Raw genomic sequence first — 16,035 nt, 5'->3', positions numbered from 1 at the left:
AAATCGACAAATGTTCGAAAAGGATTGTCTCGAGTATATAAATGATATTTTGGTAGTTTACAAATTTTAAAAAGTTTCAGTCTATGGGGGGATATAATTACAAGTCATTTCCCCAATTTATGGATGGGCTGTAACAATAGGGTATTATTCCTAGTATATGATTAGATAAGTTTTTTATGTTAGTCTAGGTTATATAGGATTAAATTTAATAAATTTGAATGTTTAAAATATTGTACTGAATTCTTTTTGTTACTCAAATTACGACAAATTAAGAGACACACTAAAGAAGATTATCAGTGCGCCGTATGGCGTAGCTGTATCTTTATGTGTGTGTGGGCGTCGTAACCCCGAGTAGCTAGAGATTACTAGCTACGCTATTTTTTTGCTCAAATTACGATATACTTTTTATTGACCATAATCTCTTAAGATTCTGTTTGTTGACTTGTTGTATAGATTCGCAATTACCGCAAAATTAAAATATTAAGGATGAAAAGAGTTTTATTATTTTCGTTTATCATTTTTTATGTGCTTTCAGACGAAACCAAAGAAATGTTAGATTATTATTATCCGATAACCGAATCGCCAATTGTTATTGTCCTTTTTTTAATTGCTTATGCATTTTTACTTTTAATGTATAAGTTTTTAAGTGTCGGGTTTGTAAAATCTGTATCTGAAGTTTATAATAATGAAAACGGTATTAAGCGTAAAGGCGTTTTTGAAATTGAAATTTCTTCATTATTTAGGAATAAATATATTCTTACTTATCAAATCATACATAATGATAGTATTGATGCTATTTCTGCCAGTGAACTTAAAAAGTTAATGAATTATAATATTTATGCTAGTAATCAAATCTTTCGTACGGTTGAGCGAGTTTTATTTTCTCGGCCTGAGTCATTTGAGGGGGGAGGATATGGTCTAATTTCTGTGAAGTACAACTCAGCTCAGATTGAAAGGATGAAAGTTGATATGTTGTTAAAAGAAATTTCACGTCCAATCGGCGATTTTAATGTTACAAATGCAAATTTTTTTTACTCTGCGAATTCTAGGGTTAATTTACTTCTAGTTGTTGCCTAATAAGATTTATTTAAAAATTATGAATTACTTTATTCTAATGCTAGTCCCAGTAATAGCTAGGATTATTTTTCCCGTATTCTACAATATATTGTTAATGCCTTTTAATATATATTCGAATATAAGATTATCTAAAGGTGGATATGCAAAAGCAAGTTTTGTCTCTTATTTATTAGCATTCATTTTTGTCATTTTATTTATTTATACATACATAGGGGTGTCAAGTATGTACTTTAGTTTTGTCATTACAAATTGGGGTATTGGGGTGATTTATTATTTAGTTGCGATAGTTTTTTTAGTTTTTGTACCTTCTACAATATGGTCAAAAATAGTAAAGTACCAAGAGGTGATGAAAGGAATGAAAGAGGTGGAAACAATGGAAGAGAAGGAGGCGCTTGTGAATCTAATAAAATTAGAGAAACAACAGTATATAGACCTGTCAGTTTTGAATTATTTAGCAATTGTCCTTGGTTTGGTTGTATTGTCGATAATGATAGAACCAAAGATTATAATGTTCATTTGGGGTCACTTTCCTTTAGTTGGATTTTAGATGACTAAAAATTTTTTAAGATGAAATTTTCATCTACATATAATTATTGCTCTAACTTTTAATATTTTTTAATTTAGTTCGCACCACCTCGCACCATATTTTAGTACGAGGCGGTACGACTTATATTATGTTTGTCGTTTGTTTAATCGTTTTCTTACAGCTGATTCGGAAATTTTCAGACGTCTAGCTATCTCAGAGTTGGATAGCGCTTCTTCGTCTTTTAATCTGTAGGTTTCTTCCAGACTTACTATGTGGTCGGTTTTATTGTAGTTTAAATGTTCCGTTTCATTGCCGTATTCTATAAATTGAAACTGTAAAAAGTTATTAACGTGGCCTTTTGATATTGAGCATAGACAAATGTTGTTTTCGTTGTAAATATGTTCGCAATTTCTTTGCTTTATCTGTTTGATATACCTCAAGTTAATATCAGTGTAGCTTTTTCCAATGGCAAATGCACTATCAGCAAAGTTTATAAGCATTTTACTTCCTTGTAAATCGTTATTTGATATAGGGCGAGCAAAATCTCTTTTTGGCGTGTGTGCCAATATCAATATAGATAAATCCAATTCGGTTTTTATTTGCTTTAATTCTTTCATAAAATTTCCTGCAATACTACTTTTTTCAATATCATTTAATAAAAAAGTCATGTTGTCCATAATGATGATTTTTGCACCTTGTTCTTTAATTTCATTAATAAAATCACTAAGCAGTTCACTTTCTTTAATAATACTCTCATTGTTAATTTCAGTCCTAATGAAATTTTCATCAAACTCGTAATGGTTTAAATAATTGTCGGAATATCGGGTTTCGAACTGCTTTTTTGATAACTCAAAATCGAAGTATAAAACCTTTTGTTTCTCGCTTTCTAATTTAAATCCGTTAATTGCTCTTCTACTGCTAATGCTGTCAGCTATCTGTACTGCCAATATTGATTTACCAAGATTAGAGTCAGCGAATAGTATACATAACTCGTTTTCAAACCAAAACTCACTAAATAGCATTTTGGGGATTGGTTGAACTGTGGCTTCTTCTATCCACTGATTTGCTTTTTTACTGATAAAATTCTTCATAATTATCTTCTACTGTGCCAATTGCTTGGGTGTTTAAATTTCTAGCTTGTATTCTGTATCTTAATTCACCTATGCTTAAACAAAGGTCTAAGCTTAGAGCCATTATTTCTTCATCGCTGTACATATGTATGGGTAAGCAATTTTTTAGAAAATTCTTGAGCTCTGTGGATCTCTCTATAAATAGAGTATTGAAGTCGTCAAGCATGGATTTTAATATTTGTGTTGTTTGTTAGCAATAAAAAAAAGGTTGATAAATTAATATTCAACCTTCGACTGATTTTGTAACAATTAGAAATAGATAAATATTTCAAATGTTTTGATGCCTTGAGAAAGCATTTCAATCTTTCTACCTGCTGTTTTTGTTTTGTCATTCTAGTTTACATTAAATGATTTTAAAATTTCTTCATAATCGTAACGGATGATGTTCCCTAGCACCCGTGCTTTTAAAATTCCCTCTCTGGTATATTTGGCCAAAGTTGGTAGGGAAATACTTAAGAGTGTTGCAGTCTCTTTTCTGCTTAGTAATTGTTTTTGCATTTTATTTATTTTAAATTTAATAAGAGACAATAGAGCTTCAAGCCACAATAGCAATGTATTGAACAATTTTAAAAAAAAAACAGTAAATTTATTTTGCAGATAAATTTTTTTTATATACATTTGTAATGTGGATACTTATAGTTTTTTCTAAACTGAGGCAAATTTAACAATTTTTTTCTTGCTTTCCTAATTATTTTTTACTATAGACCGATGGTTTTAGATGTTTTTTGCCAAAAGTCTGACTGTCAAGTTATTTTATTTGAAAAAATCTGCTACAATGTTTGCATGGTTTTTAGGTTCTAATTTAATGTATTTTAAAAAGGAGCTTTCTGTTTTATGTCCAGTGATTTGCATTATACTTATAGTTGGTACTCCTTTAATGTATAAATTTGATGCGAAACTTCTTCTTGCGGTATGGGTGGTAATAAGGTCGTGTTTTGGAGATTGGAATGTTATTTCTTTTCCGCCCTTAATAGTTTTAATGTTTATTAATTCTGATAAGCCAGCTTTTTTGCCGACAGTCTTAATGTAATCATTTAGTTTTTGATTGGAAATAGATTTCGGCAAGCTGTTTTCGGTGAATCCATGGTATTTGTTTAATATCATTTGCAATGGAGGTAATAGAGGAATGACTACGGGTTTTTGTGTTTTTTGCGTAAGAATATGGATAGTATTGTCTTGGAGGTTGAAATTATCCATGGTTAGTTTTGTGAAATCTGAGAATCTTAATCCCGTCCAACATCCAACTAAAAATAGGTCTCTTGCATTTTCTAAACTGGGTTGGGTTGTTAAGTCTAGATTCTGAATTTTGTTTAATTCTTCGATGTTTAGAAAGATGTTATCCACGTCTACTCTGTGGCTTTTAAATCTTCTCTTGGTGTAATCTAGATTCTTGTTTACTCCTTCCTCTGTTGCCGATCTAAGGATGGTTTTAAGGTTTCTAAAATGAGTTCCTATGGTGTTGATGGCAAAGTTTAGATTGTTTTGCATATATTCCGTCAAGCCTTCATAAAACTTTAAGGTTGCATCGGAGAATGTTATGTCTCGCTTTTTAATGTGCGATTTATATTCAACTAGAATCCCTAATGTTCGGTTGTATGATTTGATAATTGCAGGAGTTAAAAGTCTTTTTGTTTTTTCGTTAAATCGGGTTTTAGACTTTTCGATATAAGACTCAGTATAGGCAATAAGGCTTTCTGCTGATTGTTTCTTTTTGCTAGATAATTTGTCGCTGATAATGGCTTTGAAGTTGTCAAAACTAGGATACTCATTGTGAATGTTGAGGTGCTCACGAAATAGCTTTTTAATTTTACCTTCCAGTTCTTCTAATCTTTGGTTAAATGAGCCTGAGTCCCAAGCGGTGGACTTGCCATTGTTTTTTGCTCTCTGCTTTTTTCGGTCAAAATGATTGGGGTTAATTTTAGCCACGCTATGTAGTGTCAGTGTGTTGTTATTCCATCGTATTACACATTTGACAGCTGAGTCCTTTTTTGTGTCGTTTGGTGTTCTCAGGTTGTATGAAACATTGACGTCTTTTAAATTTTTTATTTTATTATTTGCGCTCATTTTTGCACTCGGTTTTGTCTTTATCTATCTTTATCTAATTTTATCAAATTTAACACAAATGGTTGTTTGAATGCAAATTGGGCTGGTAAACTTTATCATTCTTTACCTTCTTATATCAAAGGTTCTATCCTGCTCGGGGCTACTAACTTAAATTATAGGAGAGAGAGATTTTTAAGATAGACAACTTATCCCGACTCTATGCTAAAGAAAACTTGCAATCAACGCTAACGTTTTCGTAACTAATATTGAAGCTTAACTACAAATCTTCGTTATCTTGTGCTTACTTTTAAGCTCTAGATATGATAAAGCAAAATTTCTATTCATTTTATACCAGGTATGTTATGTCCTTCGTTTTAGGGGAATCAGGTTTTGCCATTAACTAATTATTATCAATGCGAGCATTTTTAGACGAAAATTTTTTGTTAAACACAGGTACAGCCGAAGAATTATATCATAATTATTCGAAAAGTTTACCGATTATCGATTATCACAATCACTTACCCCCGGAGCAAATAGCCCAAGATACAAAGTTTGATAATCTTGGACAGCTTTGGTTAGCTTATGACCATTACAAGTGGCGGGCAATGCGTGCTCAAGGAATAAGTGAGGAATACATTACCGGGGAGGCCTCGGATAAAGAGAAGTTCTTAAAATGGGCTGAGGTAGTACCTTATACCTTGCGTAATCCCTTGTATCATTGGACGCACTTGGAGCTACAGCGTTATTTTGGAATTACAGCGCTTCTGTCACCCAAGACTGCAGAATGGATTTATGAAGAGACGGCCGGACAGATCGCTGAGGCTGGTTTTTCTGCAAGAGGGCTGTTAAAGCGAATGAATGTAGATGTGGTATGTACAACAGATGATCCTTTGGATAGTCTAGCGTATCACCAACAAGTAGCAAAGGAAGGTGAAAGTTTTAGACTATTACCCGCATTTAGGCCAGACAAAGCAATGAATGCAGGCAATGTGGAGGGGCTGAACGAGTATGTTAATAAGTTAGAGGGAGTTACTGGGTTATCAATAGATAATTTTAAAAGCTATTTAGATGCGTTAAGAAGCAGGCACGACCATTTTTCATCTTGCGGATGTACGGTGTCGGATCACGGTATCGAACACCTTTATGCGGCAGCATATAGTGATCAGGAGTTAAATGCTATTTTTGAGAAAATACGACGAAGAAAAGAGCTCGGGGCAGATGAAGTAGCGAAGTTTAAATCTGCACTTTTAGTCTCTTTTGCAGAGTGGAATCATGAAAAAAATTGGGTGCAACAGTATCATTTAGGCCCGCTTCGGAACAATAATACGCGAATGCTGCAACGCAAGGGTACTGATACAGGGCATGACTCGATCGGAGATTTTAGTCAGGCGCTGGCGCTCTCTCGATTTTTAGATCGATTAGATAGTCGGGATAAACTCGCAAAAACCGTTTTGTATAATTTGAATCCGGCAGATAATGAGCTCTTTGCGAGTATGGTCGGTAATTTTAACGACGGGTCTGTACGGGGTAAGATTCAATTTGGATCCGCCTGGTGGTTTTTGGATCAAAAGGATGGTATGACCAAGCAGATAAATGCACTGTCTAATATTGGGTTGATTAGCAATTTTGTAGGTATGCTAACTGACTCGCGGAGTTTTTTATCTTTTCCGAGACACGAATATTTTAGAAGATTGATCTGTGATATTTTTGGGGAAGATATGGAGCGAGGAGAAATTCCAAATGATATAGAATGGGTCGGTAAAATTATTGGAGATATTAGTTATTATAATGCTCGGGAATATTTTAGATTTTTCTAACAATGGATGGTAAAATTTTAAGCTTTGGAGAGATCCTGCTACGTATTTGTCCAGATCTTTCCACAGATTGGGTAGGAGGCGGCGCATTGCCTTTTTACGTTGGAGGAGCCGAACTGAATGTTGCCTCTGCTCTGGCTTTGTGGGGATTGCCTTCGGCTTATCTGTCAGCGATGCCGGCGAATGATATTACAGGAGATATTTTAACGTATTTAAAGAAAAAAGGTGTTGAGATAGACAACATGCTATTGCAGGGCGATCGTCTCGGGATATATTATCTCCCTAAGGGTAAAGACCTAAAACATACCGGGGTGATATACGACCGGGCAAACTCATCGTTTGCGAATTTACGACGGTCCGACATGGACTGGGATGTCATCTTCGATGGGGTATCCTGGTTTCATTTTTCAGCAATATGTCCAGCGATCTCTCAGGAGGTAGCGGATATCTGTCTAGAAGCGCTTCAGGAAGCAACCCGTCGTGATATTTTCGTGTCTTTAGACCTAAATTATAGGTCTAAGCTGTGGAAATATGGTAAAGAACCCCTGGCGGTGATGACCGAGCTGGCTGCGTATGCAGACCTTATTATGGGCAATGTATGGGCTGCACAACAGATGTTAGGAGCAGCTTTGTATCCCGAGTTGCGCGAGCAGCAGTCTTCTTACCCGCGAGACTTGCTTATGGAGCAAGCGAGGGCGACAAGCCTTGAGTTGATGTCTAGATTTGAAAAATGCGCATATGTAGCGAATACATTTAGATTTGACTATTTGGAGAATGGGATCCAGTATTTTACCACGCTTTTTGGTGAAGGGCAGCTTTTGCAGTCGGAAGATTATGTGGCGACCACAATCGTTGACAAAGTGGGCAGTGGTGATTGTTTTATGGCCGGACTAATATATGGGCTATACCAACAGATAGGGATGCGTAACACGCTCGATTTTGCTACGGCAGCTGCTTTTGATAAATTGTTTATAGCGAGTGATGCGACCCATAATACCGTCGCTGATATTCAAAAACGGATTAAAAATGGATAAAAAAAATAGCGTATTAGAAGCGATCTTGCGTCAGGGCATGTTGCCTTTATTCTACCATGATGATGCCCTTGAGGCGACAGCTATTGTAAAGACACTGTATCAAGCGGGTATTCGGGTATTCGAATTCACCAATAGAGGCGATAAAGCTGCAGAAGTATTTGCGGCATTGTTGACGGTGCGTGATCAAGATATGCCCGGACTGTTTTTGGGGATCGGCACCGTAAAAACGGTGGACGAAGCAAATGTTTTTGTGAGCTTAGGGGCAGATTTTGTGGTGTCGCCGACGATCAATCCCACTGTTGGTGACGTAGTTCATGCTGCAGGACTACTGTGGATACCAGGTTGTATGACACCTACGGAGATCTATACGGCACAACAACACGGAGCTGCATTGATTAAGCTTTTCCCTGCAAATGTCCTTGGCCCTGGATTTATGTCTGCCATCAAAGAATTGTTCAGAGGACAGTTATTTATTCCAACTGGGGGAGTTGATATAGAAATAAATAATTTAAAGTCTTGGTTTGATGCAGGTGTGTGTGCTGTCGGCATGGGAAGTAAATTAATAAATCCGAAAGATACAAAGGATTTGAAAGAAAAGACGATCTCTGCTCTTGACCTGATCAAACAAGCTAGAAAAAACTTTCATGATCTCTCCGGCTCATCAACAGACATGAAAGTTCTTGATGACCATTAAACCGAACGAAGAGAGCTCATTGATTCCTTAAAATATAATGTCGAATCAATAATACGGACACTTTCAGAAAAAAATAAAGCAACCGATATATAAACTAAAAATTATAAGCCGATGACAACAACCAAAATAGGCAACTATAGATGGGTGATCTGTGCCCTTTTGTTTTTTGCGACAACTGTAAATTATATGGACCGACAAGTGCTGAGTTTGTTAAAACCCACACTGGAAGAAGAGTTTGGGTGGTCTAACAGTGATTATGCGGATATAGCCGCCGTTTTTCAATTTGTTTACGCCATATCCATGCTTTTTGCAGGCCGGTTTGTAGACCGTTTTGGTACGAAATGGGGGTATGCCTGGTCTATTATATTGTGGTCTATAGGTGCTATTATCCATGCCTATGCGATAGCTATTGGTGAAGGTATAGTTGGTACATTAGGGTGGATAGGTATTGCATCGGTACCTGTTTCTATAGTGGGTTTTATGTTTGCCCGCGCTGTTCTTGCTGTCGGTGAAGCCGGCAATTTTCCCGCAGCGATCAAAGCGACTGCAGAGTATTTTCCAAAGAGCGAACGGTCATTTGCTACAGGTATATTCAACTCAGGAGCGAATGTCGGAGCTATTTTAGCACCATTGACGGTACCTTGGATCGCAGGGCATTGGGGCTGGGCTGCCGCATTTGAAATTGTCGGTGGAATTGGTTTTCTATGGCTGATTTTTTGGTTTATCTTTTACGAGAAGCCTAGTCGTCAAAAGAGGATGTCCGATGAAGAGCGGGCGTATATCAGCAAGGATCAGGAAGAAGACAAACGGGTAAATGAATCTGAAGAAGTAACGGATCAGCCTGTATCTTGGGTCAAACTATTGGGCTACAAGCAAACCTGGGCTTTTGCTACCGGTAAGTTTATGACAGATGGGGTTTGGTGGTTTTTTCTTTTTTGGCTGCCAGGTTATCTAAAAGATCAATACGGTGTTGTCAATGAGGATATTATGCTGCCATTGGCTGTTTTGTATAGTATGACAATGATAGGGAGTATAGGCGGAGGTTGGTTTCCCAAGTATTACATCGATCGGGGTTATCCGGCTTATGATGGGCGTATGAAAGCCATGCTTGCTATTGCAGTAATTCCGTTGGTCGTACTATTGGCGCAACCCTTGGGGCACTATAGTTTTTGGATCCCGGTCATCTTAATAGGGATAGGGGCCTCTGCCCATCAAGCTTGGAGCGCCAATATCTTTACGACAGTATCGGATATGTTCCCACGTAAGGCGGTGGCTTCGGTGGTCGGTATCGGCGGTATGGCCGGTGGTATCGGTGGTGCATTGATTACCAAAATAGGCGGTTATCTATTTGATCATTATAAAGCACTGGGGCATATTGAGACAGGTTATACCATTATGTTCAGCTTTTGTGCAATAGCCTATCTGTTGGCTTGGAGTATTATGAAATTGTTGGTGCCTAAAATGAAGGTGATTCGATTCGATTAAAATTAAAAAAGGTCAGGGCTAGAAATCCTGACCTTTTACTTAATTTTCCCTAAACACCTTTAAATAACTTGTCATTCCCAACAGGAGTATCCCGAAAAGAGAGAATACGGCATACGAATACCGCAAGCTAAATAATTCAGCTATATAACCAATCAACGGTGGTCCCATTAAAAATCCGAGGTAGCTGATGCTGGATACCATAGCGAGAGCAACTCCTGAGGGTATTTTAGAATGCTTACCTGCGATAGAGTATACGGTCGGTACATTGCAGGATACACCTAGACCTACCAGCATAAAGCCGATAGTACTAGCGTAAATTGTGGGGAAGACTACAGAAAGTGCCATTCCGACAAACATCAACACCCCAGCGAACTGCAACGTTCGTTGTCTGCCAATCTTTCTAATGATTTTATCTCCGATAAATCTACCTGAAGCCATCATAATCATAAAAGAAGCGTAGCCAAGCATGATTAGGCTTTCAGGGGCCAATACAATATCGTGAAAATAAACCCCACTCCAGTCAAACATAGCGCCCTCGGTAGCCATACTGCAGAAGCCAACGATTCCTAATGAGATAAGAATTTTATCGGGTTTAAAGGATGAAGTCGTGCGCTGTATGTTTTGCTCGATTGGAGGAGCGAGGTGCCGTCTGTTCGTCAAGACATTGATCACGATAAGGAAGAATATAATGATGAAGTGGGGTAAAGTCGACAGATTGAGATTGACTGTCAAGAGGCCTAATAAAGCACCTGTAAATCCGGCCAAGCTCCATACGCCATGAAAGGACGCCATTATCGGCTTATTATATAGTCCTTCTGCGAGAACCCCCTGGGTATTTACCGATATATTACACATATTACCGATCACACCAAATAAAAATAAGCATAGGCCTAGTTGCCAGGCGTTGGCGGCAAAAGCGATACTGCATAAGATGATACCATAGGCGATTGCTGTGATGGGAAGTATACGGTGACTACCATATTTTGAGACCAATCTACCTGAAAGCGCCATCGTCACCAATTGACCGATAGGGAGCATCAGCAAAATAGTGCCTAACTGAGCTTCCGTAAGCTGCAACTGTGCCTTAATGATTGGAATTCTGCTCGCCCAAGAAGCAAAGGCAATACCTTGACAGAAATAAAATAGGGAAACTGCTATTCGTATCCTTTTATTACTGGAGGATAGATTATGGGTTGATCCAGATACAATTATAGACATTTTAATAAGAGTTGGCCTGCAAAATTACAGTAAAGACGTCAAGGTTTTGTCATTTAGATATTAAGATTTTGTAGACACCTCCTCAAGGGCAATTAGCTAGAGATATTAAGGGGAGGACGAATTAATGCGGAAGAAATCAAAAAAAACATTGATATTTTAAAGCACAGCAGTTACATTTGTGTTACTGACTTCGTAGCTCAGTTGGTAGAGCAACAGACTCTTAATCTGTGGGTCCTGAGTTCGAGCCTCAGCGGGGTCACGTTAGAAAGTCCTTTTTCATAAAGAAAAAGGACTTTTTTGTGATTTTATTTCTTCAATGTGTTTTTATAAATCTTGCCATCCTTTATGATAACAACGAAGTTTTTTGTCGGGTTGGTCAGCAATTTAAGATCCTTTAGCGGATCTCCATTGACCAGAAGCATATCTGCCATAGCCCCCTCTTCAATCACACCCAGTTTACCGGGGTAGGGGCTTCTTAGTCCCGATAGTTGTAATAACTCCGCATTATCCTGTGTTATCATTTTTATGATTTCTGCATTTGTAAACCATTTTTGCAGACGTAGAATAAATTCATTTTGTTTGTCGTTAAGTTCAGGTTCGAAAAGAAAGTCCGTACCCCAAGCCAGTTTGACCTTGTGTTTTTTTGCTAGAGGCCATACTTTTTCTTGTCCTTCAATAACCGGTTTACGCTTTTCTCTCCGTTGTGGATCCATGTTGGGCGTATCATCGACTAGATTTTGTAAACTCAGCCAAATGTCGTTTTCGGCAAGCAGTTTTAGCGTTTCTTCATCCAGTAACTATCCATGCTCAACGCATTTTACTCCCGCTTCGATAGCTCTGCGGATAGCTCTTGGGGTGTAGGCATGTACGGTTACGTAGGTCCCCCAGTCTTCTGCTGCTTCGACAGCTGCTTTCATTTCATCAAGCGTGTATTGTGTGACGTCCACCGGATCGTAGGCTGATGATGTTCCCCCTCCCGCCATGAGCTTGATCTGACTAGCGCCAAAGCGTAGGTTTTCTCGTACAGCAGTCAGCACTTCATCCCGCCCATCGGCGATGAATGTTGCCCCATATCGCTCTGCTCGGGAGACTACCCCAAAAAAGCGACGGGATTTTTCATCTGGGGTCCTGAAATCTCCGTGGCCAGCCGTCTGACTGATAGTAGCACCAGAAGGCCATATTCGGGGGCCGGGAAGCTTGCCTGCATCAATGGCTGCTTTGATCGGGAATATAGGGCCCCCTGCGTCTCGTACGCTTGTAAAGCCACGCATCAACATATTGTTAGCCGATTGGCCGATAGTTTTAATTAAAAATTCCTCAGATAGGTCGTTTGTCACCATTTGAGGCATGGTCAATGAACCAAATACCATATGGACATGCACGTCTATAAGGCCAGGCATCAATGTTCTTCCTGTCCCATTGATCTTCACGACCTCCATATCTGTCACCGCAATCGGTGCTGTGCTAATTTTCTGGATGGTGTTGCCGCTGATCAGAACATGACTAGGCGCGGTCAGGGATTGTGTGGCTTGGTCTAGTATTCGGACGTTCTCCAATAAAACATGGTTTTGTTGCGCTTGGGTTGAACAAATAGACGCTGTGCTGAAAAGTAAAGAACAGAAATAGAATAATCGCATGGCAGATGTAGTTTGTTGTTCACTAAGATACAAAGATAAAGTCTGTTTTCGGTTTATGTTAAATGAATTTTGAAACATCAGAAGTTTGGGATAACCGGCTCTGTATAAAGTAAGTCTTCTTGCGTATCATGATTGCTGTTATTGATTATTTCCGTAACTTGCTCCTATATAAAAATCTAATTCAACTGTTAAGTTTTTTTAACCTAATTTATACATATGAAGCACATCCTATACGCCTTGGGTCTTTCTTTAGTTTTTCAGCTTTCTCAAGCTCAGACCGAAGTCGCATTCATGTCACATCCCTGCTTAAGTCCGGATAGCAAGGTCGTGGTGTTTAGCTATGAAGGGGATTTGTGGCGCGTGCCAACAGATGGAGGTGTAGCTTTACGTCTTACAGGTATGACTGGTAGCGAGGTCTCGCCGCGGATCTCTCCCGATGGAAAATGGCTTGCCTTTTCGGCCGATCAGAATGGCAATATGGATGTCTATATTATGCCTTTGGAAGGCGGGGAGATCAAGCAGATGACACATCATGATGGTATGGACGAAGTGGATAGTTGGAGTTGGGATAGTCAAACTATTTATTTTACATCATCACGCTACAATCGTTTCAGTAGCTATAGTGTGTCGATAAATGGGGGGACGGCTAAGCGTCTGTTTGATCATTATTTTAATACCATTCACAATGTGGTGGAGACACCCTCTGGAGAATGGCTATTTAATGATTCGTGGGAGAGTATGACCGCTGCTAATCGTAAGCGTTATAAGGGGGCTTTCAATCCAGACATTCTGTCATACAATCCAAAAGATAAAAAATATAAACAATATACAGATTACGAAGGTAAAGACTTCTGGAGTAGTGTAGACCGTATGGGCAATATTTACTTTGCCTCAGACGAAGCGAATAATGAGTACAATTTGCACACTTTTATTCAAGGCAAGAAAACAGCGCTCACCCATTTTGAAACGTCTATCAAGAGACCGCTCGTATCGGCCAATGGTGAAAAGGTGATCTTTGAAAAGGACTATAAGATTTTTGTATACGATGTAGCCTCTAAGAAAGCGATACAGCCTAAGATCGCGCTGAGCAGAAATGCTGTATTGGACAAAAAGCAGGACTTTGATGTGAAAGATAACATATCAGACATGGATGTTGCTGCCGATGGTAGAAAGCTAGCCTTTGTGTCCAGAGGAGAGCTTTTTGTGGGGGACATCGAAGGCAAATTTCTTCGAAAAATTTCTAGTCAGGGCGAGCGGATTGTCGAGGTCAAATGGATGAAGGATAATAAGACGCTGTTGTATAATCAGACGGTCAACGGTTATCTGAATTGGTTTACTATTTCGGCTGATGGTAAAGGTCTACCGAAACAGATTACCGATGATTTAAGAAATAATCGGGATGTTGCATTAAACAAAGACCGTAGCCAGGCGGTATATCTGAGTGGTAGGGATGAAGTACGTCTTTTAAATCTTGCCGATATGAAAAGCAGATTATTGGTTAAGGACGAGATATGGGCATTTCAGAATTCTACTCCCTCATTCTCTCCGGATAGCGAGTATGTGCTTTTTACGGCGTATCGTAATTTTGAACAAGATATTTTCGTGCACCATGTTAAAACGAATAAAACGACTAATTTAACGAATACAGGTATCTCCGAGGTAGGTCCAGTTTGGTCGCCGGATGGCAAGTACATTTATTTTGCCAGCAACAGAACGAAACCGTCCTATCCGACAGGGATGCTGGATGCAAAAATCTATCGGATGGCTTTGGATAAATTTGATAAAGAATACCGAGCGAATAAGTTTGATGAACTCTTTAAGGACGATAGCAAGCCGAAACCGGACAGCAGCACGGTTGGGAAGAAAGGGGTTGTGGCAGTGACGAAGAAAGATTCGGTACAAAAGCTAGCAATGGTACAGATCAATACAGATGGACTGCTGGATCGTGTTACCCAAATCAGTCCGGGGTTTGGGACGCAGTCGAACCCGGTACTCGTAAAAAAAGGTGAAAAGACCTATGTCTTTTATTACTCCAATCATGCTGAAGGAAAGGGAGCCATATACCGTACAGTACTGGAGCCTTTTACACCGAACAAAACGGAAAAGGTCGTAGATGGTGGTGTCGGTTCGCTGATCGAGGTGGGGGGTAAGTTCTTTGTATTGAGTCGGGGTGCCATACAAAAGTATAATCTCGAAGCCAACAAGTTAGAAAAAGTTGAGGTTTCGTATAAGTTTCAACGTAACCTTTCCCAGGAGTTTAAGCAGATGTTTTATGAGGCGTGGGCTGGCATCGAGGAGAATTTTTACGACGAACAATTTCATGGTGTCGATTGGAAGGCGGTCAAAAAGAGGTACGAAGCTTATTTGCCCTATGTGAATAACCGGGCAGATCTAAGAGTGTTGCTGAACGATATGTTGGGCGAATTAAATGCTTCGCATCTTGGGTTCAACTCTACTGGAGCCGAAGAGCGAAAAGGCTTTGCAGTGGTGAGTAATGAGGTTGGGGTTGAGTTTTCGAAAGAAAATCCGTTCAAAGTTAGTCGTATCATTGCACAAGGAGCAGCAGATCTGAAGGGAATCGATATTCAGTCGGGCGATGAATTGCTCGCGGTGAATGGTGTTTCAATAGATCAGAGCCGGGATCGGGATGCTTATTTCGCTTTTCCTTCTTTGCAAGAAGAGTTGTCATTGCTGTTAAGCCGAGGGGGAAAAGAAATCCTGGTGCAAGTACGACCACAGGGAGCAGCACAGCAGCGAGACCGTTTGTACAATGAATGGATAAAAGATAATAAAAGACAGGTAGATCAGTCCAGCGGCAATCGAATAGCCTACACGCATATGAAGAACATGGGAGGGGATCAGCTACAGCAATTCTTGCTGGATATGGCCGAACAAGAAAATAACAAGGATGCTATCATACTGGACTTGCGGTTCAATACAGGAGGCAATGTCCATGATGAAGTGCTGCGCTTCTTATCGCAGAGACCCTACCTGCAATGGCAATACCGTGGAGGTAAGCGGGCCCCACAAAGTAATTTTGCCCCGGCGGCAAAACCTATTGTTTTGTTGATTAATGAGCAGTCTCTCAGTGATGCCGAAATGACAGCGGCAGGCTTTAAAGCCTTAAATTTAGGCAAGATTATTGGTACAGAAACCTATAGATGGATTATTTTTACCTCTACAAAGGGGTTGGTAGATGGTTCGATGTATCGGGTCCCTGCTTGGGGATGTTATACACTGGACGGGAAGGATCTGGAGATGACAGGGGTAGCTCCTGATATTTATGTGAAGAATACGGTGGAAGACCGAGAAAAAGGAAGAGATCCTCAGCTGGAGCGAGCAATACAAGAGATCCTGAAGGAATTAAAATAATTGAT

General features: G+C 39.3%; 13 protein-coding genes and 1 tRNA gene. 8 read left to right on the top strand and 6 right to left on the bottom strand.

Translation table 11 applies throughout. The features are described from left to right. Positions 1–486: 486 nt before the first annotated feature. Together G7B20_RS07435 and G7B20_RS07430 are read left to right on the top strand one after the other, a co-directional pair. Entirely contained in the window at positions 487–1,077 is a 591-nt protein-coding gene (locus G7B20_RS07435; RefSeq protein WP_164109806.1) for a hypothetical protein, read from the top strand. Positions 1,078–1,096: 19 nt separating this feature from the next. Then, entirely contained in the window at positions 1,097–1,624 is a 528-nt protein-coding gene (locus G7B20_RS07430; protein ID WP_164109804.1) for a hypothetical protein, read from the top strand. Between the two features lie 125 nt (positions 1,625–1,749). On the opposite strand, the gene G7B20_RS07425 is transcribed toward G7B20_RS07430, so the two are convergent. The 3 genes from G7B20_RS07425 to G7B20_RS07415 form a co-directional block, all read right to left on the bottom strand. Continuing rightward, on the bottom strand, positions 1,750–2,694 hold the full coding sequence (locus tag G7B20_RS07425) for an AAA family ATPase (protein WP_164109802.1): 945 nt from the start codon (positions 2,692–2,694) through the stop codon (positions 1,750–1,752). Positions 2,695–3,066: 372 nt separating this feature from the next. Continuing rightward, on the bottom strand, positions 3,067–3,231 hold the full coding sequence (locus G7B20_RS07420) for a helix-turn-helix domain-containing protein (protein WP_164109800.1): 165 nt from the start codon (positions 3,229–3,231) through the stop codon (positions 3,067–3,069). Positions 3,232–3,486: 255 nt separating this feature from the next. Beyond that, positions 3,487–4,797, bottom strand: coding sequence for a site-specific integrase (locus G7B20_RS07415; protein WP_164109799.1), 1,311 nt, complete (start codon positions 4,795–4,797; stop codon positions 3,487–3,489). A gap of 392 nt (positions 4,798–5,189) precedes the next feature. On the opposite strand from G7B20_RS07415, the gene uxaC reads away from it, so the two are divergent. From uxaC to G7B20_RS07395, 4 genes are all read left to right on the top strand, one after another. After that, positions 5,190–6,593, top strand: a complete 1,404-nt coding sequence (gene uxaC, locus G7B20_RS07410; RefSeq protein ID WP_164109796.1) for a glucuronate isomerase — start codon at positions 5,190–5,192, stop codon at positions 6,591–6,593. A gap of 2 nt (positions 6,594–6,595) precedes the next feature. Continuing rightward, positions 6,596–7,624, top strand: a complete 1,029-nt coding sequence (locus G7B20_RS07405) for a sugar kinase (protein ID WP_164109794.1) — start codon at positions 6,596–6,598, stop codon at positions 7,622–7,624. Then, positions 7,617–8,318, top strand: a complete 702-nt coding sequence (locus tag G7B20_RS07400; RefSeq protein WP_164109792.1) for a bifunctional 4-hydroxy-2-oxoglutarate aldolase/2-dehydro-3-deoxy-phosphogluconate aldolase — start codon at positions 7,617–7,619, stop codon at positions 8,316–8,318. The genes G7B20_RS07405 and G7B20_RS07400 overlap by 8 nt, the downstream gene beginning before the upstream one ends. A 111-nt stretch (positions 8,319–8,429) precedes the next feature. Next, positions 8,430–9,803 (top strand): MFS transporter, encoded by a 1,374-nt coding sequence (locus G7B20_RS07395; RefSeq protein WP_164109789.1) that lies wholly within the window; start codon positions 8,430–8,432, stop codon positions 9,801–9,803. Positions 9,804–9,842: 39 nt separating this feature from the next. Here the strand turns inward: G7B20_RS07395 and G7B20_RS07390 are convergent, their stop codons facing one another. Then, positions 9,843–11,021, bottom strand: a complete 1,179-nt coding sequence (locus G7B20_RS07390) for an MFS transporter (protein WP_164109786.1) — start codon at positions 11,019–11,021, stop codon at positions 9,843–9,845. 186 nt (positions 11,022–11,207) lie between these two features. Between G7B20_RS07390 and G7B20_RS07385 the strand changes: the two genes are divergently transcribed. Next, a tRNA-Lys gene (locus G7B20_RS07385) sits at positions 11,208–11,280 on the top strand. A gap of 46 nt (positions 11,281–11,326) precedes the next feature. On the opposite strand, the gene G7B20_RS19290 is transcribed toward G7B20_RS07385, so the two are convergent. Together G7B20_RS19290 and G7B20_RS19285 are read right to left on the bottom strand one after the other, a co-directional pair. Further along, the gene (locus G7B20_RS19290) at positions 11,327–11,734 is read right to left on the bottom strand and encodes a hypothetical protein (protein ID WP_205600186.1); all 408 of its coding nucleotides are present in this window, start codon (positions 11,732–11,734) and stop codon (positions 11,327–11,329) included. A gap of 84 nt (positions 11,735–11,818) precedes the next feature. Continuing rightward, a complete protein-coding gene (locus tag G7B20_RS19285; RefSeq protein WP_205600185.1) occupies positions 11,819–12,577 on the bottom strand; it encodes an amidohydrolase family protein in 759 nt (252 codons plus the stop codon). A 297-nt stretch (positions 12,578–12,874) separates the two neighbouring features. Between G7B20_RS19285 and G7B20_RS07375 the strand changes: the two genes are divergently transcribed. Then, positions 12,875–16,030, top strand: a complete 3,156-nt coding sequence (locus tag G7B20_RS07375) for a S41 family peptidase (RefSeq protein ID WP_164109783.1) — start codon at positions 12,875–12,877, stop codon at positions 16,028–16,030. The last annotated feature ends 5 nt before the right edge of the window (positions 16,031–16,035 follow it).

It is taken from the genome of Sphingobacterium sp. xlx-96 (assembly GCF_011007365.1).
Classification (GTDB): Bacteria; Bacteroidota; Bacteroidia; order Sphingobacteriales; family Sphingobacteriaceae; genus Sphingobacterium; species Sphingobacterium luzhongxinii.
The sequence above is the reverse complement of the archived record's forward strand: the minus strand, read 5'-3'. Positions and strand labels throughout refer to the sequence as shown.

What these genes read in the sequence shown, in the direction of transcription:
- G7B20_RS07435 (WP_164109806.1), top strand. Translation starts at nt 487, where the DNA reads ATGAAAAGAGTTTTATTATTTTCGTTTATCATTTTTTATGTGCTTTCA.
- G7B20_RS07430 (WP_164109804.1), top strand. Translation starts at nt 1,097, where the DNA reads ATGAATTACTTTATTCTAATGCTAGTCCCAGTAATAGCTAGGATTATT.
- G7B20_RS07425 (WP_164109802.1), bottom strand. Translation starts at nt 2,694, where the DNA reads ATGAAGAATTTTATCAGTAAAAAAGCAAATCAGTGGATAGAAGAAGCC.
- G7B20_RS07420 (WP_164109800.1), bottom strand. Translation starts at nt 3,231, where the DNA reads ATGCAAAAACAATTACTAAGCAGAAAAGAGACTGCAACACTCTTAAGT.
- G7B20_RS07415 (WP_164109799.1), bottom strand. Translation starts at nt 4,797, where the DNA reads ATGAGCGCAAATAATAAAATAAAAAATTTAAAAGACGTCAATGTTTCA.
- uxaC (WP_164109796.1), top strand. Translation starts at nt 5,190, where the DNA reads ATGCGAGCATTTTTAGACGAAAATTTTTTGTTAAACACAGGTACAGCC.
- G7B20_RS07405 (WP_164109794.1), top strand. Translation starts at nt 6,596, where the DNA reads ATGGATGGTAAAATTTTAAGCTTTGGAGAGATCCTGCTACGTATTTGT.
- G7B20_RS07400 (WP_164109792.1), top strand. Translation starts at nt 7,617, where the DNA reads ATGGATAAAAAAAATAGCGTATTAGAAGCGATCTTGCGTCAGGGCATG.
- G7B20_RS07395 (WP_164109789.1), top strand. Translation starts at nt 8,430, where the DNA reads ATGACAACAACCAAAATAGGCAACTATAGATGGGTGATCTGTGCCCTT.
- G7B20_RS07390 (WP_164109786.1), bottom strand. Translation starts at nt 11,021, where the DNA reads ATGTCTATAATTGTATCTGGATCAACCCATAATCTATCCTCCAGTAAT.
- G7B20_RS19290 (WP_205600186.1), bottom strand. Translation starts at nt 11,734, where the DNA reads ATGGATCCACAACGGAGAGAAAAGCGTAAACCGGTTATTGAAGGACAA.
- G7B20_RS07375 (WP_164109783.1), top strand. Translation starts at nt 12,875, where the DNA reads ATGAAGCACATCCTATACGCCTTGGGTCTTTCTTTAGTTTTTCAGCTT.